This is a genomic window from Flavobacterium sp. LMO6, assembly GCF_009495795.1.
Taxonomy (GTDB): Bacteria; Bacteroidota; Bacteroidia; order Flavobacteriales; family Flavobacteriaceae; genus Flavobacterium.
The window spans coordinates 200,128-225,038 of record NZ_WIBH01000001.1 but is presented as its reverse complement, the minus strand read 5'-3'; the positions used below and the strand labels follow the sequence as shown (position 1 = coordinate 225,038).

General features: G+C 28.7%; 22 protein-coding genes. 4 read left to right on the top strand and 18 right to left on the bottom strand.

Going from position 1 to position 24,911, the window contains the following annotated elements; translation table 11 throughout:
• Positions 1-195 precede the first annotated feature (195 nt).
• Complete coding sequence (locus tag GFJ99_RS00990) at positions 196-1,893, top strand: tail fiber domain-containing protein (protein ID WP_153207148.1); 1,698 nt, start codon at positions 196-198, stop codon at positions 1,891-1,893.
• Positions 1,894-1,933: 40 nt separating this feature from the next.
• On the opposite strand, the gene GFJ99_RS00985 is transcribed toward GFJ99_RS00990, so the two are convergent.
• Positions 1,934-2,920, bottom strand: a complete 987-nt coding sequence (locus tag GFJ99_RS00985) for a glycosyltransferase family 9 protein (RefSeq protein ID WP_153207409.1) — start codon at positions 2,918-2,920, stop codon at positions 1,934-1,936.
• Positions 2,921-2,972: 52 nt separating this feature from the next.
• Positions 2,973-3,578 (bottom strand): DUF4254 domain-containing protein, encoded by a 606-nt coding sequence (locus GFJ99_RS00980; protein WP_153207147.1) that lies wholly within the window; start codon positions 3,576-3,578, stop codon positions 2,973-2,975.
• Positions 3,579-3,652: 74 nt separating this feature from the next.
• Here GFJ99_RS00980 and upp point away from each other — a divergent pair, with 74 nt between their 5' ends.
• Positions 3,653-4,306, top strand: a complete 654-nt coding sequence (gene upp / locus GFJ99_RS00975) for a uracil phosphoribosyltransferase (RefSeq protein WP_153207146.1) — start codon at positions 3,653-3,655, stop codon at positions 4,304-4,306.
• Here the strand turns inward: upp and GFJ99_RS00970 are convergent.
• Positions 4,301-5,230: a DUF6427 family protein gene (locus GFJ99_RS00970; RefSeq protein ID WP_153207145.1), complete on the bottom strand. Its 930-nt coding sequence runs from the start codon at positions 5,228-5,230 to the stop codon at positions 4,301-4,303. The genes upp and GFJ99_RS00970 overlap by 6 nt on opposite strands.
• A gap of 47 nt (positions 5,231-5,277) precedes the next feature.
• Between GFJ99_RS00970 and GFJ99_RS00965 the strand changes: the two genes are divergently transcribed.
• Positions 5,278-5,508, top strand: coding sequence for a uracil phosphoribosyltransferase (locus GFJ99_RS00965; RefSeq protein WP_153207144.1), 231 nt, complete (start codon positions 5,278-5,280; stop codon positions 5,506-5,508).
• Between the two features lie 19 nt (positions 5,509-5,527).
• Here the strand turns inward: GFJ99_RS00965 and purD are convergent, their stop codons facing one another.
• Positions 5,528-6,799, bottom strand: a complete 1,272-nt coding sequence (gene purD / locus GFJ99_RS00960) for a phosphoribosylamine--glycine ligase (RefSeq protein ID WP_153207143.1) — start codon at positions 6,797-6,799, stop codon at positions 5,528-5,530.
• A 112-nt stretch (positions 6,800-6,911) separates the two neighbouring features.
• On the opposite strand from purD, the gene GFJ99_RS00955 reads away from it, so the two are divergent.
• Positions 6,912-8,222, top strand: coding sequence for a phenylacetate--CoA ligase family protein (locus GFJ99_RS00955; protein ID WP_153207142.1), 1,311 nt, complete (start codon positions 6,912-6,914; stop codon positions 8,220-8,222).
• Positions 8,223-8,324: 102 nt separating this feature from the next.
• On the opposite strand, the gene GFJ99_RS00950 is transcribed toward GFJ99_RS00955, so the two are convergent.
• The 14 genes from GFJ99_RS00950 to GFJ99_RS00885 all read right to left on the bottom strand — a co-directional run bounded on the left by GFJ99_RS00950 (position 8,325) and on the right by GFJ99_RS00885 (position 24,904).
• Entirely contained in the window at positions 8,325-9,077 is a 753-nt protein-coding gene (locus tag GFJ99_RS00950; protein WP_153207141.1) for a glycosyltransferase family 2 protein, read from the bottom strand.
• Complete coding sequence (locus GFJ99_RS00945; RefSeq protein ID WP_153207140.1) at positions 9,077-10,435, bottom strand: undecaprenyl-phosphate glucose phosphotransferase; 1,359 nt, start codon at positions 10,433-10,435, stop codon at positions 9,077-9,079. Before GFJ99_RS00945 ends, GFJ99_RS00950 begins: the two co-directional genes overlap by 1 nt.
• Positions 10,436-10,438: 3 nt before the next feature.
• Complete coding sequence (locus tag GFJ99_RS00940; protein ID WP_008255455.1) at positions 10,439-11,422, bottom strand: UDP-glucuronic acid decarboxylase family protein; 984 nt, start codon at positions 11,420-11,422, stop codon at positions 10,439-10,441.
• Between the two features lies 1 nt (position 11,423).
• Positions 11,424-12,677, bottom strand: a complete 1,254-nt coding sequence (locus GFJ99_RS00935; protein ID WP_162523897.1) for an O-antigen ligase — start codon at positions 12,675-12,677, stop codon at positions 11,424-11,426.
• A 34-nt stretch (positions 12,678-12,711) separates the two neighbouring features.
• Positions 12,712-13,821, bottom strand: coding sequence for a DUF1972 domain-containing protein (locus GFJ99_RS00930; RefSeq protein ID WP_153207138.1), 1,110 nt, complete (start codon positions 13,819-13,821; stop codon positions 12,712-12,714).
• An 81-nt stretch (positions 13,822-13,902) separates the two neighbouring features.
• Positions 13,903-15,063 (bottom strand): glycosyltransferase family 4 protein, encoded by a 1,161-nt coding sequence (locus tag GFJ99_RS00925; protein ID WP_153207137.1) that lies wholly within the window; start codon positions 15,061-15,063, stop codon positions 13,903-13,905.
• Entirely contained in the window at positions 15,063-16,289 is a 1,227-nt protein-coding gene (locus GFJ99_RS00920) for an O-antigen ligase family protein (RefSeq protein WP_153207136.1), read from the bottom strand. The genes GFJ99_RS00925 and GFJ99_RS00920 overlap by 1 nt, the downstream gene beginning before the upstream one ends.
• Positions 16,289-16,966 carry an acyltransferase gene (locus GFJ99_RS00915; RefSeq protein ID WP_008255446.1) on the bottom strand — a complete coding sequence of 226 codons (678 nt, stop codon included), beginning with the start codon at positions 16,964-16,966 and terminating at the stop codon, positions 16,289-16,291. The genes GFJ99_RS00920 and GFJ99_RS00915 overlap by 1 nt, the downstream gene beginning before the upstream one ends.
• Positions 16,959-18,218: an oligosaccharide flippase family protein gene (locus GFJ99_RS00910; protein ID WP_153207135.1), complete on the bottom strand. Its 1,260-nt coding sequence runs from the start codon at positions 18,216-18,218 to the stop codon at positions 16,959-16,961. The genes GFJ99_RS00915 and GFJ99_RS00910 overlap by 8 nt, the downstream gene beginning before the upstream one ends.
• Positions 18,219-18,734 carry a hypothetical protein gene (locus GFJ99_RS00905; RefSeq protein ID WP_153207134.1) on the bottom strand — a complete coding sequence of 172 codons (516 nt, stop codon included), beginning with the start codon at positions 18,732-18,734 and terminating at the stop codon, positions 18,219-18,221.
• Between the two features lie 74 nt (positions 18,735-18,808).
• On the bottom strand, positions 18,809-19,192 hold the full coding sequence (locus GFJ99_RS00900) for a hypothetical protein (protein WP_153207133.1): 384 nt from the start codon (positions 19,190-19,192) through the stop codon (positions 18,809-18,811).
• A gap of 50 nt (positions 19,193-19,242) precedes the next feature.
• The gene (locus GFJ99_RS00895; RefSeq protein WP_153207132.1) at positions 19,243-20,163 is read right to left on the bottom strand and encodes a glycosyltransferase; all 921 of its coding nucleotides are present in this window, start codon (positions 20,161-20,163) and stop codon (positions 19,243-19,245) included.
• Position 20,164: 1 nt separating this feature from the next.
• A complete protein-coding gene (locus tag GFJ99_RS00890) occupies positions 20,165-21,295 on the bottom strand; it encodes an FAD-dependent oxidoreductase (RefSeq protein ID WP_153207131.1) in 1,131 nt (376 codons plus the stop codon).
• Between the two features lie 3 nt (positions 21,296-21,298).
• A complete protein-coding gene (locus tag GFJ99_RS00885; RefSeq protein ID WP_153207130.1) occupies positions 21,299-24,904 on the bottom strand; it encodes a hypothetical protein in 3,606 nt (1,201 codons plus the stop codon).
• Between the last annotated feature and the right edge of the window lie 7 nt (positions 24,905-24,911).

The following is a 24,911-nucleotide window of genomic DNA, read 5'->3' as shown; positions in this document are numbered from 1 at the left end:
TTCTTTTTGATGTTTAGAATAAAAAAGAACCCAAATAATAAAAAAGAAATTAAAATTAAGCCTAAAATTAGATCCGTCATGTGTTTTTATATTGTAATATGGTGGAAATTTGTCCTAATTCCGTAATATTAGACGTATAAAATTAAGGAAAAAATACATTAAATAATACATTTGCGCAAAATAAATGTAATTATTATGAAAAAATATTACCTGCTAATTTCTTTAATATCAACTTTTACGATTTTTAGCCAAGTAGGAATAAACACTACAAATCCAACAGCTACATTACACGTTTTTGGTTCAACTACACCAGGTAGTAGCGGTGGTACGGTAAACTTAATCAATGAAAATTTTAGTAGTTATACAGTAACTCAAAATCACACAATAGACAGTGATTGTACAGGAAATGCTACTCAAGGATGGGTAACTGGTACTGGAAACGCAAATGTAAATTGTACTTCATGTACTGGAACTTGGTTATATATCAGTTCAGATGCATTAAGCTGTGGGTTAAATTCAACTGCAATAATGAATTTCTCAACTGCACCTACAACTACAAGCATCTCAATTAGTTTTGCTTACCGATATAACAACTTTGGAGCTGCACCTGATTCATTTAGAGCTTATTTATATAACAATACAACTTCTTCACAAGTTGGAGCAAACTTTTTTAATTTAACAACAGATGCAAATACTACTTATTCAGGAACTGCAACTGTTGTTCCAGGTAATAGTTATTCTTTAAGATTTGAATATCAAGGAAATTACGATTATGGAGCTTCTGTAGATAATGTACTAGTAACTGAAACTGCTATAGCTTCACCTGGTTCATATAGTTTTAGACTTGAAGATGGAACGCAAGGTGATGGGAAAGTATTAACTTCTGATGCTGATGGAAATGGTTATTGGCAAACTCCAGCAGGCGGTGGATCTGGTACAGATAGCCAAACGTTAAGTTTAGTTGGTAGCACACTCTCCATTTCAAATGGTAACTCTGTAACTTTACCTTCTGGAAGCGGATCAAATACTTACACTAACGGTTTAACATTAACTGGATCTACTGTTAGACTAGGAGGCACTTTAACTCAAGGCACTACCTTAAATTTAGACACAAACGACTTAACTTTTAGAAGTAGTACATCAGCAGCTTTTCCTGGCGAAATGATTATTCAAGGAACCGATAGAAAAATAATGGATACTAGATTTGACGACAACTATATTCATTTTGGAGATGACGCATTTTTAGATTCTGATGATGGAACTACATTTAATGACACAGGTAGTACAACATTTACAAAAGATTTTGTTGCAGGATTTAGTAATTCAAATTCGGGAGGTTCTGCAGTAGCTATAGGATCTATTGAATATTTTGTTGATGGAACCAATGAACTATTTTTTGAAGGTTCTGGTTTTAATCCAATGTCAGATGAAACAAGTTCATTTGGTAACACATTAGGAAAAACTAACAGAAGATGGGGAGCAGTTTATGCTACAAATGGAGTTATAACAACATCTGACATGAATCTAAAAACAAATGTTCAGCCTTTGAATTATGGATTAAAAGAATTATTAAAATTAAATACAATAACATATAATTGGAAAAACTATAAATTAGGAAAAACAACAATCCCCCTAGAGAAACAAGAAAAGAAAATTGGATTTTCAGCTCAACAATTATTGGAAATCTTACCAGAAGTAGTGCAAACCCATAGTTGGGTGCCTGTTAACGAAAATGGAGATTACAAAGAGGTTAAAAACGAACATTTAGGTGTTAATTACAGTGATATTATTCCGGTTACTGTAAAAGCAATTCAAGAACAACAAGCACAAATTGAAGAGTTGAAAAAAGAAATTGAGGAATTAAAACTATTAATTAAAGAGTATAAGAAATAGTTATAGTTTGATTTTTGTTAAAGTCGTACCATTTTATATGTTACGACTTTTTTATTTTTTCAACTATTGTTTCTGGAGAAATCGTTCGCATTACATCTTCGTATCCTTCCACTTTTTTATTGCCATAAATTGAGGTTGGTAATAATGGAAACTTGTTTCTGTCAGAAGTAATGCAAAAATCATCGGGTTGATTAAACGGCTTAAAACCTGCATATGGATGAGTTGCACCCCAAAGTGTAATAACTTTTACTCCTAACATTGCAGCAATATGAGAATTACCTGAATCCATAGAAAGCATAACGTCTAAATTAGAAATAACTTCTATTTCTTGTTTGAATTGTAATTTTCCAGCCAAAACAACAACATTATTGTGGTTATTTTGCAATTGATTTAATAACTGTATCTCTTTTTCGCCACCTCCAAACAAGAAGATTTTATAATTTTTATTAGCTAATTCATCAATAACTTCTTGCATTAAATCTAAAGGATAAACCTTACTTTCATATTGTGCAAAAGGCGCAATTCCAATCCAATCTTGATTTTTAATTCCTGTAATTGACAGAATTTCTTCTGATAAAACTGCTTTTTCTGGGAATCGAGCATTCGTTAAATCAATTGAAAATCCAAGTTGCTTGAAAGTATCTACGTGTCTATCGACCATTGGTTTAACTGGAGCAAAAACTTTTTTTGTTAAACTTACTAAAGCTTTCTTTTCGGTTCTTCCTTTATCGGTTGCGGCGACTTTTTTTCCGCTTAAGGTAAATAAAGTGCGAATCACTTTTGAACGAAGTACATTATGCAAATCGGCAACAAAATGAATATCTAATTTTCGCAAATCCGAAAATAATCGCAATAAACCTAAGAATCCTTTGTGACGCTTATTCAAATCCACGCCAAAGAAATTCACATTTGGAATACCATCAAAAAAAGGTTGAAAAAACGGTCGAGAAACTACGGTAATTTTTACGTCAGGATATTGTAAAACTAAGGCTCTCAACACAGAAACTGTCATTGCGACATCACCCATGGCTGAGAGCCTTATTACCAATATGTGTTTTGGTTTAGATAGCAATAGATTACTATTTTTTATTTTGATACAACACCGGATTTAACTCCTCGTCGTTGTACATTTTCATTTGTTTATACACTTTCATGTATTTATCTCCCGCTTCAATATCTTCAATTAATTGACTGATTGAAGTAAACATGTCGTTTTTTTGGTCTAATAAAACGTCTAATTTAACTTGACATTTTGCTCTATGGTCAGCTGAAGCTTCTTCTCTTGTAGCTTCTTCGTTCATGTGGTATATTTTTAAAGCTAAAATCGACAAACGGTCAATTGCCCAAGCTGGACTTTCGGTGTTGATTTTTGCATTTGGTTTTACCTGAACATCTTTGTATTTATCTAAGAAATAACTATCAATGTATTCTACCATATCGGTACGAACTTGGTTAGAAGCATCTATTTTACGTTTTAAATCTAAAGCCGCAACCGGGTCAATATTTGGATCACGAACGATATCTTCATAATGCCATTGCACTGTATCTACCCAATTTTTCGCAAACAACAAATATTCAATAGTTCCTTTTTCGAAAGGATTTACAACGGGTTGATACACATCATCAATAATGTGGTATGTTTTGATACTTTGTTCAAAAATGGGAAATGCAAATTCAGCAAACATAATTATAGCTTTTAAATTGATACAAAAATAGCGATTTTTTGTACTTTTATCCTCAATTACAAAAAATAAAATCGATGCACATTCATTATATCTCAGAAGAAAATAGTATTCTTAATCATTTTTTAGCGCAAATTCGTGATGTAAACATTCAAAAAGACAGCATGCGCTTTAGAAAAAATATTGAGCGTATTGGAGAAATAATGGCATACGAATTAAGTAAGACGCTTGAATATAAAAGTATTGATGTACAAACACCTCTTGGCATCAAACATACTACAACTATAGCCGAACCTGTAGTTTTATGTTCTATTTTACGCGCTGGTTTAGCGTTACACCAAGGTTTTATAAGCTTTTTTGATAATGCCGAAAATGGATTTGTTTCAGCGTACCGTCATCATTATGACAACGACGATAAATTTGAGATTTTGGTGGAATATCAAGCAGCACCATCTTTCGAAGGAAAAAATCTAATTTTAATTGACCCAATGTTAGCCACTGGACAATCATTAGTAGCGGTATTACACAAATTGCATTTGGAACACCAGCCAAAAGAAATTCATATTGCAGTTGTTATTGCAACTCCAGAAGGTATTCAATATTTAGAAGAAAATGTTCCTTCAAATTGTCATTTATGGGTGGCGGCTTTAGATGATAAACTAAACGAACACAACTACATTGTTCCTGGCTTGGGTGATGCTGGTGATTTGGCTTATGGTATCAAATTATAATTGCATTATAAAGAAGAAAATTCCCAAACCTAATAAAGCATAAAGCACAATTTCTTTAACTCTATTATTTTCTATTTTTTCTATAAAATTAGCGCCTATTAAGGCTAAAGGTCCAAAACAAAAAGCCAAACTTCCATTATTTTTATTTGCTGAAAGCACATAAATTCCAACACCTAATATAAAAGAAAACAAAATGGTTTTGTGCGAAGATTGCATATTCAATGCTTTATTTTGAATGTCAAAAAGATGAGACACAAAAAAGAAAAGACTTATAGAAGTAAAAAGAGCTAAAGCAATTCGTTGATAAATATTATCAAAATAATAAAAATCAAAACTTATATATGTCTTGCTCAAAAGCGTACTCATTAAACTATTGTCTAAAATACTATTGGCAAGAAAAAACAAAACTGTAACGGCAAATAGTGCTATAAAAGGAATTATCCAATTTCGGTAATCTTTTGATACGTGGAGAATAATAGCAATAAAAACCAAGATTATATAAAAAATACTCCAAAAATGAAATAAGGCCGCGAGAAAAATCCAAAAAGAAGCGTCGAATATTTTTTCTTTAGTTGATAATAAAGATTTTAATGAAATTAATCTTCTTAAGGCCAAAAGCAATAAGAAATTAGAAATGATTATATTTTTATTCTGAAAAATAGAAGAGAAAAATAATAGAAAAACCAAAAACAAAAATAATGCATAATTGTTGTTTTTAGTTAAACCATTTTTAAGTGTAATAAAATTTAATATAAACAAAGAAGCAAAAAGTAAGACATATAAGCCAAGCTGTTCCATATAATAAACCCAATCAGCAGAAGGTTTAGCTAAAGCATAAATCTTAACAGAAAAGAAAATAAGCGATAGAATTCCTATTACTAAATAATTAAATGGTCTTGTTTTACTAAAAACGCTTGCTAACATTAGAATATTATTATATTTTTGTGGTGTAAATATAATACTTTATCAAAATGAAATCATTATTTGAGGGAATTGCTAGTCTTTTTGTTGACTTTTTGTTTGTTCCAATGGATATGTTAAGAGAATTAGAGTTAACAAATTGGTGGACAGCTAATATTATTAATTGGGTGTTTATTCTTATCTGTTGTGGCGCTATGACGTATTGGATTAAGCAATTAAACATTTTCAAAGCTAATAATGAAGACGAGCAAGATACAACTGCGCACTCGTTTTTAAAATAATTTTTTGATATTGGCAGGATTATAAATCTTTGCCAATATCTGTTCTAAAATACATCTTATCAAATTGTAGTTTTTCTATACTTTGATAGGATTTTTTTATGGCTTCTTCAAAGTCTTTTCCGTACGAAGTAACCGCAATAACACGACCTCCATTAGAAATAACTTTCCCGTTTTCAATTTTTGTTCCCGCATGAAAAGGAATAGAATCGGTAATGTTTTCCAATCCGAAAATCTCTTTTCCTTTTTCGTAGTCTTCAGGATAACCTCCAGACACTACCATAATAGTTGTAGCTGCTCTTTCATCTATTTCCAACGTAATTTTATCTAATTCTTGATTCGCAATTGCTTCAAAAATTTCAACCAAATCACTTTTTAACCTTGGCATTACTACCTCTGTCTCTGGATCACCCATACGAACATTATATTCGATAACCATTGGTTCGCCTTTCACATTGATTAATCCAATGAAAACAAATCCTTTATATTCTATTCCGTCTTTTTGTAAACCATCGATGGTTGGTTTTACAATTCGAGTTTCTATTTTTTCTAATAAAACAGCATCAGCAAATGGAACCGGAGAAACCGCACCCATTCCACCTGTATTTAATCCTGTATCGCCTTCTCCAATTCGTTTGTAATCTTTTGCTGTTGGTAATACTTTATATGATTTCCCATCCGTTAAAACAAAACAGCTTAATTCGATACCATCTAAAAATTCTTCGATAACTACTTTAGAACTTGCTTGTCCAAACTTAGCTCCCACCAACATATTACGTAATTCCGTTTTTGCTTCTTCTAAATCCGATAAGATTAAAACACCTTTTCCTGCAGCCAATCCGTCTGCTTTTAAAACATATGGCGCTTCCAAAGTTTCTAAAAATTGACAACCTTGCTCTACGGTTTCTTTAGTGAAACTTTCATAACGAGCGGTTGGAATATTGTGTTTTACCAAAAATTCTTTGGCAAATTCTTTACTTCCTTCTAATTGTGCCCCAACTTTTGATGGACCAATTACTGGAATGTGGCTAATTTCTAAATCATTTTTGAAAAAATCATAAATTCCTAAAACCAATGGATCTTCTGGTCCTACGACAACCATTGCTACTTTTTCTTGTAAAACAAAAGTTTTAACGGCTTCAAAATCATTCGGATTTAAATCTACATTTTTTGCGATGGTTGCTGTTCCTGCATTTCCAGGCGCAACAAAAAGAGAAGTACATTTTGAAGATTGAAGCATTTTCCAAGCCAATGCGTGTTCGCGACCGCCAGAACCAAGTAGTAAAATAGTCATTTTGTGTGTTGTTATGTTGTTTGGCAAAAGTACTATTTCTTAAGAAGAAAGAAAAAAGAAAAAAGAAGAAAGATTATTTTCAGATTTATTACTTTTGGATAAATTCCAACGAATGTTCAACTTGTTTCATCTTTCTTTAAAATTAAGCGGTTTTCCTATTGCGAAAGCTCAGGCTGATTTTGAGAAAATTCTACAAATTTCAGAAACAGATTATCCCGATTATCTCGAAACTAAAAAGCGAGAAATTGTTGAATTTCATTTGAGAAACAATCCATTTTATCAAAATTTAGTTGGAAAAGACAGCTTTGACAATTGGACAAATTTACCCGTTCTCACCAAAAAAGATTTACAAAAACCTTTAAAAGATAGATTGTCGAAAAGCTACACAGAAAAAACCGTTTTTGTAAACAAAACTTCGGGCTCAAGTGGCGATCCATTTGTTTTTGCTAAAGATAAAGAAGCACATGCTATAACTTGGGCTTCCATAATTCACCGTTTTGGCTGGTATGATGTTGATTTTAATTCGTCCTATCAAGCACGATTTTATGGTATTCCGTTGGATTTTATTGGGTATAGAAAAGAACGTTTAAAAGACTTTTTGAGTAAAAGATACCGTTTTCCTATTTTTGATTTATCGGATAAAATATTAGATGGGGTTTTAGAACATTTTAAAACGAAAAAGTTTGATTATATCAATGGTTACACGAGTTCAATTGTGCTTTTTGGTAAATACTTACAAGCGCGAAATATCATTCTAACCGATGTTTGTCCAACGTTGAAAGTTTGCATGGTAACTTCAGAAATGTTGTTTGAGGAAGATAAAATCTTGCTAGAAAAGCATTTAGGAATTCCAGTTGTGAATGAATATGGTGCTTCGGAATTGGATTTAATAGCCTTCCAAAACAACAAAGATGAATGGCAGGTAAATTCGGAAACTTTATTTGTGGAGATTTTGGATGAAAACAACCAACCTCTTCCATATGGAAAAGAAGGGAAAGTGGTGATTACTTCATTATACAACAAAGCGCATCCGTTTATTCGTTATGAAATTGGAGATGTGGGAATTTTTGATGAAAAAAGCACGCTGAAAAAACCCATTCTAAAAAAATTAATTGGAAGAACTAGTGATGTTGCGCTTTTACCAAGTGGAAAAAAATCACCTGGATTAACGTTTTACTACGTAACTAAAAGTATTATTGAAGACGACGGAAACGTAAAAGAATTTATTGTGCGACAAACCAAACTAGATAGTTTTGAAATTGATTATGTGAGTTCTGAAAAACTAACTTCGGAACAAATTCAGGAAATAGAAAAAGCAATCGCAAAATATTTAGAACCTGGATTACATTTCACCTACAACCGAAAAGAAGTTTTAGAAAGAACAAAAAGAGGAAAATTGAAGCAATTTCAGTCGATGCTTTGAAATTAAACACATAGCCACATAGTTTTAAAAAAATGTAAGTCGTTTAACTTTACATTAAAAACATAGAAAATCCTTTGAATCTTTAAATCTGTGGCAAAGAACCTAATTTCTATACTTCATAAAACCTCTATACATCCAATGTAACATATAATAAAAGGATTGAAAAATAGTCAGCTTTTCAATATCTCTATAAAATTGCCATTGGTACTTTATTAAATCTGATTTTTTGCGAGAAAGGGAATTTTCTCTGATCCGGTAAATAGCTTGTGTTTCTTGGATTCCGTATGCAAAAGGAATTACTTTTAAATAATTCAACCACAATCCCATATCTTGGCGCTTTCGGATAAGTGGCATGTATTTTTTACCTAGTTTTTTTATATCCAAAAATGCCGTTAAACAGCTAATAGAATTAGATTTTAAAATGTCGGTATACGAAACTTTATGAGGTACAATAAAATCGGAATACACAAATTCTAATTGTTCATTGGCTCTTCTGTAAGACGAAAAAACAAATGGAATTCCGGTTTCATTAATAGTTTTGATGTTGTTTTCTATGAAAGTTGGAAACCAAATATCATCGGCATCAATGAACGTCAAATAATCTCCTGACGCTTTTTCAATTCCAGTATTTCGGGCAACAGCGGGACCAGAATTTTGAGTTAATTTATGAAATTGAATGCGATTGTCGTTTTGAATAATGGCAAATACTACACTTTCTGTTTCATCTGAAGAACCATCATCTATAATAATCATTTCCCAATTTTGATAGGTTTGATTTTGTACGGATTGAATGGTTTCGGCAATAAATTTTGCAGAGTTATAAGACGGCGTAATTATGGAAACTAAAGCATTCATTAGTACGCTTTTTCTTCCCCTTTAAAGATATTAACCACCGTTTGAATTATTATTTTAAGATCCATCAATAAAGACCAATTTTCAATATAATAAACATCATATTTAATTCTGTTTACCATATCAATATCCGTTTCTATTTCTCCTCTACAGCCTTTAACTTGTGCTAAACCCGTAATTCCTGGTTTTACATAATGACGAACCATATATTTTTTAATCTTATTACCATACGTTTTGTTTTGTGACCATAAATGGGGTCTTGGTCCTACAACAGACATATCGCCAAGTAAAACATTAAAAAACTGTGGTAATTCATCTATGCTTGTTTTTCTAATAAATCGACCTATACGTGTAACTCTAGGGTCGTTTCTTGAAGCTTCTTTTTCAGTAGTTATATTAAGTTTCATAGATCTGAACTTATAACATAAAAACTCTTGTTCATCTATACCTGGTCGGCTCTGTTTAAAAAAAACAGGCCCTCTAGATTCAATTTTTATTAAAAGTGCCATCAAAGGTGTTAACCAAGAAAGAACTAAAACAACCACTAATAATGAAAAAATAAAATCAAATATTCTTTTGAAATTCTTAATCAAAGGGTCGTGAAGTGCTGTTTTTTGTAAAGATAAAACAGGAAAAAGTTCGTAATAATCTATTTTTAAGTTTTTTGAAAAAATAGCTTTAGAATCTGGAATAAACTTTACACTAATGTTGTTTTCGTCTCCAAATTCGACTAGATCTTTTAGTTTTTCGTTTGAAAGTTCATTTAAAGAACAATAAATTTCATCTATATTATTTTCTAATGAAAATGATTTTATTGCATCAACTTTCCCTAAGATATTCTCATTACTTTTTTTATCTGAAAAATAACCTTTAAAACGATATCCATAATCGGGTCTTTCTTCAAATATTCTCTTTAAGTCTATTGCTTCTTCACTATAACCAATAATAATAGCATTTCTAAAATTATTACCTGTTACTATTCTGTATTTTTTTAAATAATAAAAAAGTAAGCTTTTAATAACAATTATAATTGAGAATAAAGACACCGAATATAATGCTATTGCCTTTCCACTAAAAATAACATCTTTATTAAATGGGAAAAAAGCAATTATAAGTAATACAAAAAATACGCTTTGTTTTGCAATTTTAGTTAAGATCTCTACAGGTGTTGTAAATCTATAAACGTTATAAAAAGCTGAAAAGAAAGATACCACAATCCAAGTAAAAGTAAGATAAACTCCAAAAATATTGAAATTAATATCTAAGCCCTTAAAAAATAAAGGCAATAACCCAAGAATTAAAAATAAATCTATGAGGATACTTATAGGACGAATGTATTTGGAATATCTTCCTTTTTGCATAAATTAATATATAAACTTAGAAAAATCTTTGTGTTCTTCTTTTAAAAGTTCTTCTGATGAAAGTGTCTTAAAGTAATCATACGTAATTTTCATCCCTTCGGATCTTGAAACTTTAGCTTCCCAGCCCAAAATCTCTCTTGCTTTAGTAGTATCAGGTTGTCTTTGCATAGGATCATTAACTGGTAACGGATGATAAACCACTTTTTGATTGGTTCCTGTTAACTTGATAATTTCTTCTGCAAAATCTTTAATTGTTATTTCATCAGGATTTCCAATGTTTACAGGTAAATGATAATCGGAATGTAATAATCTATAAATTCCTTCAACTTGATCATCTACATAACAAAACGAACGAGTTTGACTGCCGTCTCCAAAAATAGTTAAATCTTCTCCTCTAAGCGCTTGTCCAATAAAAGCCGGAATTACACGACCGTCGTTTAATCGCATTCTTGGTCCATAAGTATTAAAAATACGAACAATTCTAGTTTCTACACCATGAAAAGTATGATATGCCATTGTTATAGATTCTTGAAAACGTTTTGCCTCATCATAAACTCCACGAGGCCCAATGGTATTTACGTTTCCATAATATTCTTCTGTTTGTGGATGAACCAAAGGATCTCCGTATACCTCAGATGTTGAAGCAATTAAAATTCTAGCTCCTTTAACACGAGCTAAACCTAATAAGTTATGTGTTCCTAACGATCCTACTTTTAAAGTTTGGATCGGAATTTTTAAATAATCAATTGGACTTGCGGGTGAAGCAAAATGTAAGATATAATCTAATTCACCAGGTACATGAACAAATTTTGTAATATCATGATGATAAAACTCGAAATTTTTATCTTTAAAAAGATGTTCTATGTTTTTTAAATCTCCTGTTATTAAGTTATCCATTCCTATAACAAAGTAACCTTCTTTAATGAATCTATCGCAAAGATGAGAACCCAAAAAACCTGCAGCACCTGTAATTAATATTCTTTTCATTTTAATTTTTTTCTAATTTAGGTTGATTCATAGTGTTAAATAGACAATAAAAAATCATAAAAAACAATACGCCTCGTTGTCTCCATAAAAAAGACTCGGTCAAAAATAAGCTTATCATTAGAATTGCAAAAGCAATATGAACAAAATCTTTGCTTTTTAATGCATTTTTTAAATTAATAAACACCATTATTATCAATAGTACAAAACCAATAACTCCTAGTTCAGCAAAATTTTGAATATATTGATTGTGAAAATTCTTTTTTTGATATCCTTCAGTGTTTTCATCTCCAAGGAAAACGTTATATTTTTCACCTTTTTCTTCTAATTTATTTACTGAGGCGTTTAAACCAAAACCTTTTAATAAAATTGGTTCTTCATTTAAAAACTCAAAAAACAATCTGGCTTGATATACACGAAAAGCCGTTCCTGGAAAAAATGCGTTTGGATAAAATTTTTCATTATTCCAGGCTTCATAAATACTTACATTATGAACATTTTGTACACTCTTTCGAATTACATTATTTGATAAACTTTTAGCTGTGTTTTGTTGAAATTCTGACTGAAATCTTTCTTTAATTTTTCCGAATGAAAACGATAAACCTAAAATTATTAACATAACAATTAAGTTTCTTAGTCTCATTTTATTGGCAATTTTAGAATAAAAAAGGAGATAAACGCAGATTAATATTATTACAACTAAAATTATATTTTTTGAAGACAATAAAGCAATAAAACCAAACAACAAAAATGTTAGAAAAATAGTTAATTTTGATTTTACTTCTTGTGTAAAAAAATAAAAAAAAGCAATTGCAACAAATACAGAAAGATGGATAGCATTTAACAATTTTGGCACTAAACCATAATCGTCATCATTTTCTCCATGGTAAAAGAAAACCCTCGTGTCTTGGGTAATTGCATATCGTATAAATGCTCTAAACAAGAAATATAATACAAAAAACACCATAGCAAAACTGTAGATTCTTATAGAATCTTGTTTTTGTTTTTTTGTAATTGACACAATCAAAAAAGCTAAAGGCAATACTAATAATGCTATTTCTTTTGGAATCGAATGAAGAGTTCTTGTAGCATCAATTGACCAAAAATAGGACAAAATCATCCATAAAAAAAGGAATATAGGTAATAGTAAAACTAACGAGAAATGGAATTTAGATTTGTACTTATTTAATAAAACCGATATAATAAACAACCCTAAAAAAACATTACTAATTCCTAATTGTAAAGGAATTGATACCATTAGCAAAACCAAAGGTAAAAAAGATATATTTGATTTACTTTCGTTTAGAAGATTCTGCCATAGCTTTTTCAAAAAGTTGTAAATAATCGCCATTTATTTTTTCCCAATTAAAGTCGTTTGCAATTGCTTGATAATTGTTTGATATAAACTGCAAGTTATCATTTTTTTTGATAGTATTTAAGATTTTTTTAACCTCTATTGGATTAGAAAAATAATATGCATTTTCTTTAAGCACCCCTTTATTAAAATTATTATTATGTGCAATAACTAATGCTTTAGAAGCCATAGCCTCTAATAAAGAAGGGTTTGTTCCTCCTACACTATGACCATGAAAATACAGATTACTAAAATACCTTAAATTATTAAGGTGTTCTAAATTGTAAACACCGCCAATAAAACGAATGTTTGAAAAATCTTTGAACTTGTTTTTTAAATAAGCTCCATATTTTGTTTCATGCTTTCCAATAACCAAAATAGGTGTTTTGTCTTCTTTATTTAAAGCTACCCCTTCTAAAACCATATCTAAATTGTTTTCAGGTTCAAAACGAGCCATAACCATGTTATAATTGCCTTCCTCTACTTGGTATTGTTGCAAAATACTTTCATTTGGAGAATCAAATAAATGAGCTCCATAAGCAATATAAGTTGATTCTTTTTTATATTTTTCTTTTAAAAATGTTTGAATTCCTAATGAATCTGCCACTAAGTAATCTCCAGATCTTGCGGCTAACCATTCGGCTACTTTTAAAAACTGTTGAATTGGCCATGAATATTTAGAACGTTTCCACTCTAAACCATCCATGTTAATGATATTGATTGCTTTTTTTGGCATTAAAAAGAACCAAATAGAATTGCTTGTATACCCTAATTGTAAAATAATATCGAAATCTCTTTTACGAGCATCCATAATACAATTGTAATCATAAATGAACTGTCCAAAAGTTCCATATTTATATTCTGGATCATGTTGGTGTAAAATATGCACACCATGAAATGTTTTTTCTTGATAGGGATGGTTATGTGAGTTATAACAATAAACTTCGTGACCTCTTTCGGCTAGATAAACAGAAAAAAATTCAGCAAATTGTTCAAAACCTCCGTAATAATTGGGTACTCCGCGTGTTCCTAATATAGCAATCTTCATTAAAAATGTAATATTTTTTCAAATGTAACTATTTTAGAACTATTTTTAAAAGAAAGTTAACGAAAGACTACTAGTGGTTTATTAACAATAGTTATGGAAGAATTTTTCAAATGAATCGACATAATGTGCAACTGAAAATTCATTTATAACCCTTGTATAACCCTTTTCGCCCATTTGTTTTCTTATTAGTTCACTATGAATTAGTTTCTCTAATGCAATTACTAGTTCTTGTTCGTTATTTGGTGTTATTAAGAATCCTGTTTCGTTATTTACAACTATTTCGGTTAAACCTCCATGGTTTGAAGCTACAACAGGCTTTTGAGCCAACATTGCTTCAATTGCAACCATTCCAAAAGGTTCTGGCTCTGTAGAAGGCACTACAGCTATATCGATTGCCTGCCATATTTTATGAATTTCATTTTGAAAAGGAATTATCAAAACTTTATCTTCCAAATGATATAAAGCTATCTTTTCTTCTAAATCTTCTTGAAAATTTTCTTGATTTGGTGGAGGGGCACCAACAAATATTAATTTTATATTTTCTGTTTTTGAAACCATTTTATTAAAGGCTTCTAATAAAATCATTTGGCCTTTCCATCTGCTAATTCTTCCAACTAATGCAATTACTATTTGATTTGAATTTGCTAAAAACTTGTTGGTTCTAATTTCAGAAACTTCTGCAGCGCTAATTTGAGGTAAATTTGTTTCTATTCCATTCCAAATTACTGTCCCTTTTTTTGAAATCTTTTTATTAGTTTCCCAAAAAAGTTGTGTTGCTTTAGAATTGTAAACAATAAAACTATTACACTTTAAAGCCAATAATTTAATAAATCCATTTTTAAATACTTTTGGTTTTTCAATTATTTCATGCACATGCCATAAATGTTTTATATTGTGCTTTCGGGCAAACATTATTCCAAGTAAAACAGCTAATGTATTAGAATAAATTAAACTAAATTGATATTTTTTGTTTAATTCGTTTACGATTTTAAAAGCTAATTCTATTTCTTTAAAAAAATTTAAAATATTTTTTGGAGTAAATAGTTTTCTATACAATTTTAGAACTGGTGCAATTATTACTTCTATATTTTCTTTTTCTAAAGCTTCTTTTAAAGGTCCGTCAAAAGGTAATATTACAACAGGATTAAACTCTTTTTTATCTAAATTTTTTAATAATAACAACAACGTTTTATCGGAGCCATATAATTCGGCAGACTGATGTATGAAAAGAATATTTTTCATTAAAAAGATTTTTTTATAAGCTGATTTTTATAAGCAAATAAAAATCCTATGAGTAATGTTTTAGAATCTAACAAATTATAATAACCCATAAAAACCCAATAGGAAACTATAAGAAACAAACCTGTTCCTAAAAAAAGTAAATTTATATTATTATCTAATTCATTAATATAAGGGCGTTTTTTAAAGAAATAAAATATGGAGCCAAAGAGTAATAAAAGTCCTGGAATTCCTGCTTTAAGGAAAATTGTCATATATCCATTATGTAAAATTGAAATATGTCTTAAATCCATGTCTCCCAAACGAACTTTTTGTTTTAAATCTACTTGAGAACCAATACCCTCTCCAAATAAGTACGAATTATTGTAATACAATTGTTCAATGGTTCTTACATTTTCATAAGAACGATAATGATCATGAAAATCTTTCCAATCTCCTCTATTTATTTTTGTGGCAAATGCTTCTAGTGGGATTAATTTTATTTTGTACAAGAATTCATTAACACTATCGCCATTTCTTTTGGGATTGTATATATATATTGCAGAATACGACAATACTGATACTAAAAAAAGCGATCCCAAAATGATAAAAGATTTTTTATTTAAAATTAACCAACCCTTCATTGCCATAAATAAAATAACAAATTGTATAAAATTAGTTCTGGCTAAATAGAAAAAAGTAGAAAAACCCATAATAACTAAGAAAAGTTTATAGTTTTTTGGTAATATTTCTATTTGAAATTTTTTATGAAACAATAAAATAATAAAAGCATATATTTCATAATCATTGAAATAACCTCCGTATTCTCTAATACTAGCAACACTTTTAGCGCCTTGAAATAAAATTCCGTAACCAACTAAGCAAAGATGGATAATTGCCATAGCTAATCCTGAATACAATAAAAACTTAAATGGGTTTTTAATTTGACTACTAAAAAATTGATAGCCTATAATAAGACCCAAAATTGGTTTTAATAAATATGTAATATCTCTAATTACAAAATAAAGCCTATACTGATAAAAAAAACCAACTATTAATGCTGCAATGAAAATAAAAATGAAATAAGAAACATAACGAATAAAAGGAACAGAATAAGATTTCTTAATTGTTAATCCTAAAGCTATTAACCAAGTAATAAACGAAATTTCGTAATTATTAAAAAAGGGAATAATAACACAAAAAGTGAAGAATATTTGATAATAAAAAGCTTTATTAAGAGTTAACTTCATTATGCAATAGTTTTAATTATTTTTGCTGGAACACCACCAATAACAACATTATCTGGAAAAACTCCATTTACAACTGCTCCTGCTGCTACTACACAATTATCACCGATTTCTGATCCATCTAAAAAAGTAACTTTTGCTCCAATCCAAACATTATTTCCTACTTTAATACCTTTTGAAGTTACTCCTTGTTCTCTAATCAACTTAGATAAATCTCCAAAATTATGGTTTTCCGAATGAAAACTTATATAAGATCCTGCAATTACATCATTTCCTATTTGAATTCCTCCAGCAGCACCAAATTCTGTATATCTTCCAAAAGCTGAATTATTTCCTATAGAAATTCCTTCACCATATTTTGACATATGACTTGTACAAGAAATCCAAGAGTAGGCTCCAATTTTAACATTATTACCAAAAATTAATTTGTTTTTCGCAAAACCATCAATATTTACATAGTTTTCAATAGTAATGTTATTCCCAAAAGCAATATTTCTTTTATTACTTATATGACTTCCTTTTCCTAAAAAAATTTTTCTATACAACCAAAAATAACCTCTGCTCATCATAATTAAACGTTGTAGCAAGTTAGAAACAAGTAAATTGGAAGGAATTAAAGGGTCTATTGTATAATTTTTTCCGGCTTTGTTAAGTAATTTTTGAAATAATAACTTAATCATGAAAGTTTTTGTTTTTCTTTAGTTGGTAAATATAAAAAATAATAACTATTAAATCCGTTGCAATTAAAGAATAAAATACGCCGTAAACTTTAAATTTTGGCAATAAAAAAACAATAGCTAATAAATTAATAATTACCATAACCGATGTTAATCTAACATAAAATATTTTATAATTAAAGGCTAAAATTAACTGTTTTAAAGGAATAGATAGGGCTAAAATTAAAGGAATAAAAACTGCCACTTCGAGCAAATTACTTAAAACATAACGATTGGTTGGATTAAAATAAGAAACTATTTCATAAGAATAAAGATGGAAAAAAAGCATTCCAACTAAGACAAAAACAAAATTTGTGCTATTATAAATAATCCAATTTTTAATTCCTCTTTTGTAATCTATTTCAATTAGGTAACAAATTTTTGGGAAAACAAAGTTGAAAAACAAAAAGATATAAGTTTTAAAAACTACAATAATTTGTTCTACAATTCTATATTGCCCTGCCATTAAATTACTCCCAAAATAACTAATTAATACTACTGGAGCATAAAGTTGTAATGAAAGGAAAATTTGGGAAGAGAACATTGAAAAATCATTAATAATATGTTTGTAAACTTCTTCTTTATTAATTCCTATAAAAGAAAATTGATGTTTTTTTATTATCCAAAGAAATACAAATGCATTAGAAATTATCATTCCTAATCCCCACCATAAATTTACATAAATATAATCTGACTCATTTTTTATGGTTAAAAAGATTCCGAGTAAATAAATAATTTTTGAAATTACATTTAATATAGTTATCCACTTTACATTTTCAATTCCTTGTAAAAACCATGTTGGATTTATAAATTGACCTATTAAAACTGATAACCCAAGAAAAAACATGGTTTTCTCTGTTTTAAAAAAGGGAAAAGAAACAAAAACTATGCTAATAATAAGTAAAACAAAAAACAAAATAATAGCTTTTACAACATATGTTGTAGTGAAAATTTTGTTTAAAATTACTGGATTATCTCTATTTATAGCTACTTCTCTTACGCCAATTATATCTGAGCCAAAGTCGACAAATACTATTAAAAAAAAGGCAATTGCCATTCCAACGGCAGTCTTTCCAAAATTTTCTTCACCACAAACCGATACAATATAAGGAACCACCAATAATGGTGTAACCAAATTGAATAGTTGCCCAAAACCATATACACTTAGTTTATGGAATTGCTGATGAAGTAGTATTTTTTTAAGTAATTTTAGCATTTACTTTTCAGAATACAATTGATTTAATTGTTTATTGAGTTTATCGCCTTTAGGGTATAAAGAGGGACCAACTAATTGATTTTCGTCTTTTCTTTTTAAACTACCAATTAACTTATCTATTAAAGTATTTGATTCATCTACTCTGAATAAATGATAAATTTCTTCTCCTTTTGCAGAAAAACTTTTCTTTTTATAAGAGAAAATAATTTCATTTAAGATAATTTCTGATTGCTTTATATTTCGACCAAAATCGATTCTAAGTTGTTTGGGATGAATAGAGTCTGGAAATACTATTGAAATTGTTTGATTTTTTTTACTTCCTGAAACTTTTTTCCAAAAAGATTGCTTTTCTTTAAATTGAACCGAAGTATTTTGTGTGTAATAGATTTGTATTGAATCTGTTTCTCTAATAACAACATCTAAATCCATTTTTAATGAATTTGTATTCTCGTTTTTTTCACAACTTAGTAAAACAACAAGTGAAAATAACGTTATAAACATTTTAAAAAGCTTCATAGACTTAGTAATTTATATAAAAATAAAAAATCCGATTGAATAATCGGATTTTTTATTTTTAATTTTTTGAATAATTACTTAATAGTAATTTCATTTGGATATTCAATAGCTGACTGAAAAGCAGTTGGCTTATCTGCTAACATAATATGAATGTAATTATCCTGAGTTTCGTATCCAATATAAGGTACTTTTTCACCGCTAGGTAAATTTAATTCTGTTCCTTTAGAAATTAGTTCAAATTTTTCTTTTGAGTAATCTACCAATAACATATTAAACGTTAATCCAACACCGTTTTTCCAATTATCATCTGAATAATTAGCTAATTGAATTGTAGTTAACTCAGGTGAAGCAACTTCACTATTTTCGGTTTTTGTCGCATTTTCTTCTACTTCGCTTTTTTGCTTACAAGAAAAAACTAGTGACAGAGCAAATAACCCAATTAAAACTTTTGTTTTCATTATATTTTCATTTTTTTACCATGCAAAACTATAAAAAAAAAGTAAACAAATTATATTTTTTCAATATTTTCTTGGATATATGATTTTTTCTTAAATACTAACTCTAATATTAATGATAAATACTTGATAATAAAGGCTATTAACAAGAAAAGGCCTGAGAAACTTCCTGATACTAAAAGCATAATTGTTGTCCATCCTTCAATAGGTTTGTCTTCTCCAAAATAGATAAAAACTGTATATATAATAATACTTAAAGTACTTAATAATAAAAGTAACGAAATAGAAACTGAAAGTCTAAAAGCTAAATTGGTATAAATTATTAAAGCATCTATAGCTGTTTTGTTTCTTAAGTATTGTTTTTCACCATATAATTTTGTGGATTTTATTTTTTCAAATTCTATATTAAAAATTTTCAACCCACTATTAATGTACATTGCCTTGCGGTATGGTATTGTAGCGCTAATCGAAAAAGCTCTGTTTATTGCTCTCCTAGACAAAATTCTAAACCTATCGGTTCTTAGTTTATGATTTGATTTTGAAAAAAAGTTATAGGTTTTATAAAATAGTTTTGACGATATTTTATCGTTTTCTTTTGGAGAAACAGTAACAATGTCGTAACCTTCTAGTATTTTTCGATAGGAACTTTCAATTAAATTAATATCAAAATCAACTACTACACTATCAAATTCATACACAAAATCACCGGTTGACAAATCTAATCCGGCATTCATAGAAAGTTCAACACCTTGGTGAAAACTCATTTGAATGATAGAAACTTGAAAAGATTTTAAAAATTCTGCCGATTTTATTTTTTTAACAGAATTATCGGTAGAACAATCGTTTACAATTATTACCTCAAATTGTTCAAACAGCAAATCTGCCTGCTTTGTAATTTGAGATAAAAAATCGAGAATGCTGTTTTCATTATTATATAAATAAAGGATTACAGAGATTAATTTTTTTTCTTTCATTTTATTCTTTATTAGATAAAATAAGGTCTAAATCATAAACCGTATTAATTTTTCCTGACAAAACTGATACTAATTTAGGATTTTTTGAGAACTCTTTTATAACCGTTGGTCTTGAATCGTCTATTTCAGATTCTTGCAAAATAGGTTTAATTGAATATAAAGATTCAACATATTCTATTTTTATATCATCATTTAAGTATTTTTTTGCCAGAGCTAACATATATGGCCAAGATGTTTTTGGTTTTGCTACACAAGTATTACAATTTCCTAATTTATTACTACTACAATTGTTGTTACTTTTCTTTTGACAATCAAATTCAGGAAAAACAGAATAACATGTTTTATGTGGTGTGTAATTTACTGCAGTTAACGAATGATATCCGGTTTGTCCAAAAGGCATTAATGAAAAAAACGGACCATCCATCATTGTAACTCCTACGTTTTTTAAATTATCGCTAACCTTACAAAGAATTACTTCGCAAAGTTCATATTTAATTTTTAAAGGCTCTTCTTTAAATAACTTTAGTATTTGATTTACTGAAGCATACGTTGTGTTTAGAATAAAATTTGATTGATATTCCGAATCTTGATTCGTTTTTAAGCTATATAAATCAGAACTTTTTTCTACTTGTGTTATATATGTATTGTATTGTATTTCAACATTTTGAAACTTGCTAATTTCATCTAAAAAGTACTTTTTTAAAACCAAAGCATCGTAAGTACATTCCTTTGACAAATAAGCGCCTTCACAAAATTCTTCTTTAAAAAATTCATCAATATTGATAGGTTTACATAGAATATCTGTATCTGCACAAAATTTTTTAAATTGAACTGCATTTGTCCAAGAAAAATTCTTAGAAATAGCATAAATTTTATCAAAACTGTTGTGAATGCAAAAATTATAGTCTTCAATAAATCTATCGTAATAATCGGCAGATTTTTTTGCTGTTGTGTAGGATCTAGGGTAATGGTATCCCATATGAACACGAGCTTGATTGATATAAGTTGCTCTAGAGAATGCTTCTGGATCATGTTCTAAAACAAGTACATTCTCTCCTCTTTTTGCACAAAAAAGAGCCGCATAAAGTCCGTACAAACCAGCACCAATTATTATTTTATCAAACTGTTGCATATCTTATTTAATGAATTCTATATGATTTGGATATCCAATTAATGAAACAAAGTCTGAAACCTTTTCGCTAATTGTTACATTAATATAGTTACCAGAAACATAAAAACCTGTAATGTTTAAAACACTACCATTAGAAAGTTTTATTTTTTTAAACTCTTTTAATATTTTTTCTTTTTTAGGCGAATAATCAAACAATATCATATTGTATTGCAAGCTACAACCATTAATCCAGTTTTCATCATTTAAATTTGTTAAAGTAATTCCGTTTCCTTTAAACATTTCTTGTTGAGAGCCATCAGATAAAATAAGTGAGTATTTAGAAATTTTCATTACTTTTTCTGCTCTAAAATTAATTTTTAAAGTAGAACTATTCCACCAATAATAACTATTACTTATTCGTATTGCGTAGCTGTGTTTTCCTGGAACTATACTAAATGCATAACTTGCTTTAACATTGTCATTTGAAATTATTTCTATTGTTCCATTTGAATCGCTTTCCGAATCTAATTCTAAATATGCATAACAACCTTGAGAATATGAATTTAATTTATTTACACTAATACTTGCTGTTGTTTCTTCGGCAATTTCTTTTAACGAATCTACCTTTTCAAAAGCAATTTCTTCTGATTCTTCTGCCCACAATTTAGGCACAAAACCTATAAAATAATCAATTTTTTCAGGCGATTTAATTTCGGATTGTGAGCCATTTGTGATGCTAAATTCCTTTAAAACAATGCCAGAAGTGTTAACTGCTACCATAATTTCTATTGGTGTTTTTGGCAGCTCTAAATTAATTTCTGTGTTTTCTAAATTTGTTATAGGAAACTCTTTTACGAAATTCTCAGAAAACGATTCTTCAGGAGTTAATTTGTAATAGATTTTTATATTTCCTTGAGAAAATGATTGTAAAGAAAACCCAAGTTTACAAGGTAAATTAGATTCCTTAATTTGATTCTGTTTTTTTAAATAATCTAATAATCCTATAAAATTAGGACTTGCTCCAACAGTATTAATTGTTATACTCTTATCAGGATTTGTAACAACTTGAATGTTGTTTTTTGAAATTGCATTGGTGTTGAAAAAAGTGAAATCTGTAAAATTTGTTTTGTTTTCTAAAAACCCAGCTGCTTTAATTTTAGATAAATATTCTTTTTCTTTTCCTTTAAGAACATAAACATCAAAAGTTGGTAATCTATATAATGGAGTATAGTTATTATAGATATACTCGCTCATTTTATAGTATTTAAAATCGGTATATACCTCATCAATAGCATGCCAAATTATCCCTTTTATTGGCATTAAAATAATAGGAATATTCGCCTCTTTAATTTTTTTAATTTCAATGTCTTGTGCCTTATCTCCGTTTATCATTAAAGGAGTCTGATTAACATAAGAAGGGTTTTTTCTGCCTGTTAATGCATGATAAAAGTTTTTGGAAGAAAAGTCGTAATAGGTTTCTTCAGGTAGCAAAACGACATCTAATAACTTTTTAAACATTTTAATTTCACTTTGATCAAAAGCTTCCCTAACTCTTGTGTTATCAAAACGTTGAGCTTCTAAAAATTTCTCATGAAATGAATATGAGTTAATTGCTTCTCTAAACAATGTGGTGTGTTTGTTTTTAAAGTCTGGCTTTGAAGCGTTTAAGATTAAAAAAGAAAACAACAAAATTGTTAATGCACTTATCAATTGATTTTTTTTATTGATAACAAACATCAACATCATCAATGCAAAGGGAACTGTGCTAATAATTTTTTTAATATTGTCATATTCGAAATTATGTCTAACAATTCCTCTCTGAGCATTAAAAAAGAAGAAAAGGACGAAAAATATAAAAAAAGCAAAAGCACTCAAATGTTGCTTGTTTTTAAAAAACTCTAGCTGCTTATCTTTATTAAAAACATATTTTATAATTACTGAAATAAAAGTAATAATAGTTATTACAGGAACAATATAATACGCAATTCTAAACAGAAAATGGTTCATATTTCCCATTCTAGTAACACCCCAGTTTTGATCAGATTTTGCTGCAAGTAAAAACTCTTGCAATCTAAAAATGGGATTTATGCCTTTTAATAAACAAATCGAACAAAAGATAAATAAAAATACTCCACCTACAATAGCACCTGATTTAACTAAAGGTTTAATTGTAATTTTATTATAAATCACATATTCTAGAACTACGTAAGTTAGTAATCCGGATAAAATTGCTGCATATCCGATGTCTAATTTGTATAAACATAAAAAGACTGCGACAATCCAGAAATAATAAAAATTCTTTGTGGACTTGTTATTAATCAATTTCAAAAGCATTAAAATGAACAATCCTGAAAACGTAAATTCATTTAAAACTACGGTTAAAATTGGTAAACAAAGTACTAGAAGAAAACTATTTAATTTTCCAAAAACCTTTCTGAAAACAAAAAACAAAACTAAAACTTCAATTACATAAAAATAATTAGCATACAACATCGTTGCAGCTGGCTCATAACCATTAACAAAACCATAAATGAAAGCGAAAAACTGATAATGCAACATGTGAGCATCAAAGTTTTCAATTATTGGAATGCTACCATATCTAAAAAAATGATCAATAGATAAACCGTGATTTGCCGTTTCAAAAAACTCATTTTCAGGGCTAATCATTCGCCATGGTTGAGCTAAAATTACTAGTAATCCAATTAATAAAATGGATAAAAAATAAGATTCAAAATATGCTTTTGTAAAAGTTGTGTTTTTATACTTCTTAAGTAAAAAATAAAAAATAACAAAAGAGGCTAAAAGTAAAAATGTAAAAAGCAAAAGGGGTGAATTAAAAATATATCCAAACCTTAAATTAACAACATTACTAAGTTCTAGTAAAAGAGATAATACAATTGGAACGCTTACTAATACAATTGAAGCTTTAAATAACGCATTAGGATTGGCTTTATTTCTAAAAGCAACAAAATAAAAAAGAAAAAGAAAAGGAATTAAAAAGAATAAGAAAGCCAATAAAAAAGGCTCAATTGTTAATACGTGAGTTTTTATAGAAACTTCCGGTTTTATCCATTCAAAGAAATTATTTTTTTTAAAATACGTAAAAAATAAAAGTGCCGATGGAATAGCAACTAAAAGTGGCCAAACCGTTAGATTTACATTTTGATTTAATTTTTTAAATTTAATTTCTGTTATTAATAAAATAGCTAATAGCAATAAAAAATAGCTCGAGAAATCAATATTAATAACTAAAAAACCCGATAATACGGAGAAAATTCCAATAATTGAAATGGAATAAATTGCCTTTAAAATATCTTCATTAGCCTCAGAAGCCTTATTTGTTAATTTATTTACAAATGCAAAAAAAGTAAATGTTGATATTATTATTATCATTAATGCTCTGTAAAATAAAGAAACTCTTTTAGAAACATCCAATCCATACAATGAAGCATTTGAAATAATATGATCAGAAAAATCTTTAACTCCTGGCTTAAATTCAAATAAAATATTAAATAGAGGAGCTGCAATTGCAATTGCAAAAAAGATACTCAATGCCCAATATGATTTTGTTGCTTTTTCATTGGTTTGAAAAAGGTTTTTAATAAAAGGAATTAACTTGTTCTTTAACATATTTGAA

What these genes read in the sequence shown, in the direction of transcription:
- GFJ99_RS00990 (WP_153207148.1), top strand. Translation starts at nt 196, where the DNA reads ATGAAAAAATATTACCTGCTAATTTCTTTAATATCAACTTTTACGATT.
- GFJ99_RS00985 (WP_153207409.1), bottom strand. Translation starts at nt 2,920, where the DNA reads ATGGGTGATGTCGCAATGACAGTTTCTGTGTTGAGAGCCTTAGTTTTA.
- GFJ99_RS00980 (WP_153207147.1), bottom strand. Translation starts at nt 3,578, where the DNA reads ATGTTTGCTGAATTTGCATTTCCCATTTTTGAACAAAGTATCAAAACA.
- upp (WP_153207146.1), top strand. Translation starts at nt 3,653, where the DNA reads ATGCACATTCATTATATCTCAGAAGAAAATAGTATTCTTAATCATTTT.
- GFJ99_RS00970 (WP_153207145.1), bottom strand. Translation starts at nt 5,230, where the DNA reads ATGTTAGCAAGCGTTTTTAGTAAAACAAGACCATTTAATTATTTAGTA.
- GFJ99_RS00965 (WP_153207144.1), top strand. Translation starts at nt 5,278, where the DNA reads ATGAAATCATTATTTGAGGGAATTGCTAGTCTTTTTGTTGACTTTTTG.
- purD (WP_153207143.1), bottom strand. Translation starts at nt 6,799, where the DNA reads ATGACTATTTTACTACTTGGTTCTGGCGGTCGCGAACACGCATTGGCT.
- GFJ99_RS00955 (WP_153207142.1), top strand. Translation starts at nt 6,912, where the DNA reads ATGTTCAACTTGTTTCATCTTTCTTTAAAATTAAGCGGTTTTCCTATT.
- GFJ99_RS00950 (WP_153207141.1), bottom strand. Translation starts at nt 9,077, where the DNA reads ATGAATGCTTTAGTTTCCATAATTACGCCGTCTTATAACTCTGCAAAA.
- GFJ99_RS00945 (WP_153207140.1), bottom strand. Translation starts at nt 10,435, where the DNA reads ATGCAAAAAGGAAGATATTCCAAATACATTCGTCCTATAAGTATCCTC.
- GFJ99_RS00940 (WP_008255455.1), bottom strand. Translation starts at nt 11,422, where the DNA reads ATGAAAAGAATATTAATTACAGGTGCTGCAGGTTTTTTGGGTTCTCAT.
- GFJ99_RS00935 (WP_162523897.1), bottom strand. Translation starts at nt 12,677, where the DNA reads ATGGTATCAATTCCTTTACAATTAGGAATTAGTAATGTTTTTTTAGGG.
- GFJ99_RS00930 (WP_153207138.1), bottom strand. Translation starts at nt 13,821, where the DNA reads ATGAAGATTGCTATATTAGGAACACGCGGAGTACCCAATTATTACGGA.
- GFJ99_RS00925 (WP_153207137.1), bottom strand. Translation starts at nt 15,063, where the DNA reads ATGAAAAATATTCTTTTCATACATCAGTCTGCCGAATTATATGGCTCC.
- GFJ99_RS00920 (WP_153207136.1), bottom strand. Translation starts at nt 16,289, where the DNA reads ATGAAGTTAACTCTTAATAAAGCTTTTTATTATCAAATATTCTTCACT.
- GFJ99_RS00915 (WP_008255446.1), bottom strand. Translation starts at nt 16,966, where the DNA reads ATGATTAAGTTATTATTTCAAAAATTACTTAACAAAGCCGGAAAAAAT.
- GFJ99_RS00910 (WP_153207135.1), bottom strand. Translation starts at nt 18,218, where the DNA reads ATGCTAAAATTACTTAAAAAAATACTACTTCATCAGCAATTCCATAAA.
- GFJ99_RS00905 (WP_153207134.1), bottom strand. Translation starts at nt 18,734, where the DNA reads ATGAAGCTTTTTAAAATGTTTATAACGTTATTTTCACTTGTTGTTTTA.
- GFJ99_RS00900 (WP_153207133.1), bottom strand. Translation starts at nt 19,192, where the DNA reads ATGAAAACAAAAGTTTTAATTGGGTTATTTGCTCTGTCACTAGTTTTT.
- GFJ99_RS00895 (WP_153207132.1), bottom strand. Translation starts at nt 20,163, where the DNA reads ATGAAAGAAAAAAAATTAATCTCTGTAATCCTTTATTTATATAATAAT.
- GFJ99_RS00890 (WP_153207131.1), bottom strand. Translation starts at nt 21,295, where the DNA reads ATGCAACAGTTTGATAAAATAATAATTGGTGCTGGTTTGTACGGACTT.
- GFJ99_RS00885 (WP_153207130.1), bottom strand. Translation starts at nt 24,904, where the DNA reads ATGTTAAAGAACAAGTTAATTCCTTTTATTAAAAACCTTTTTCAAACC.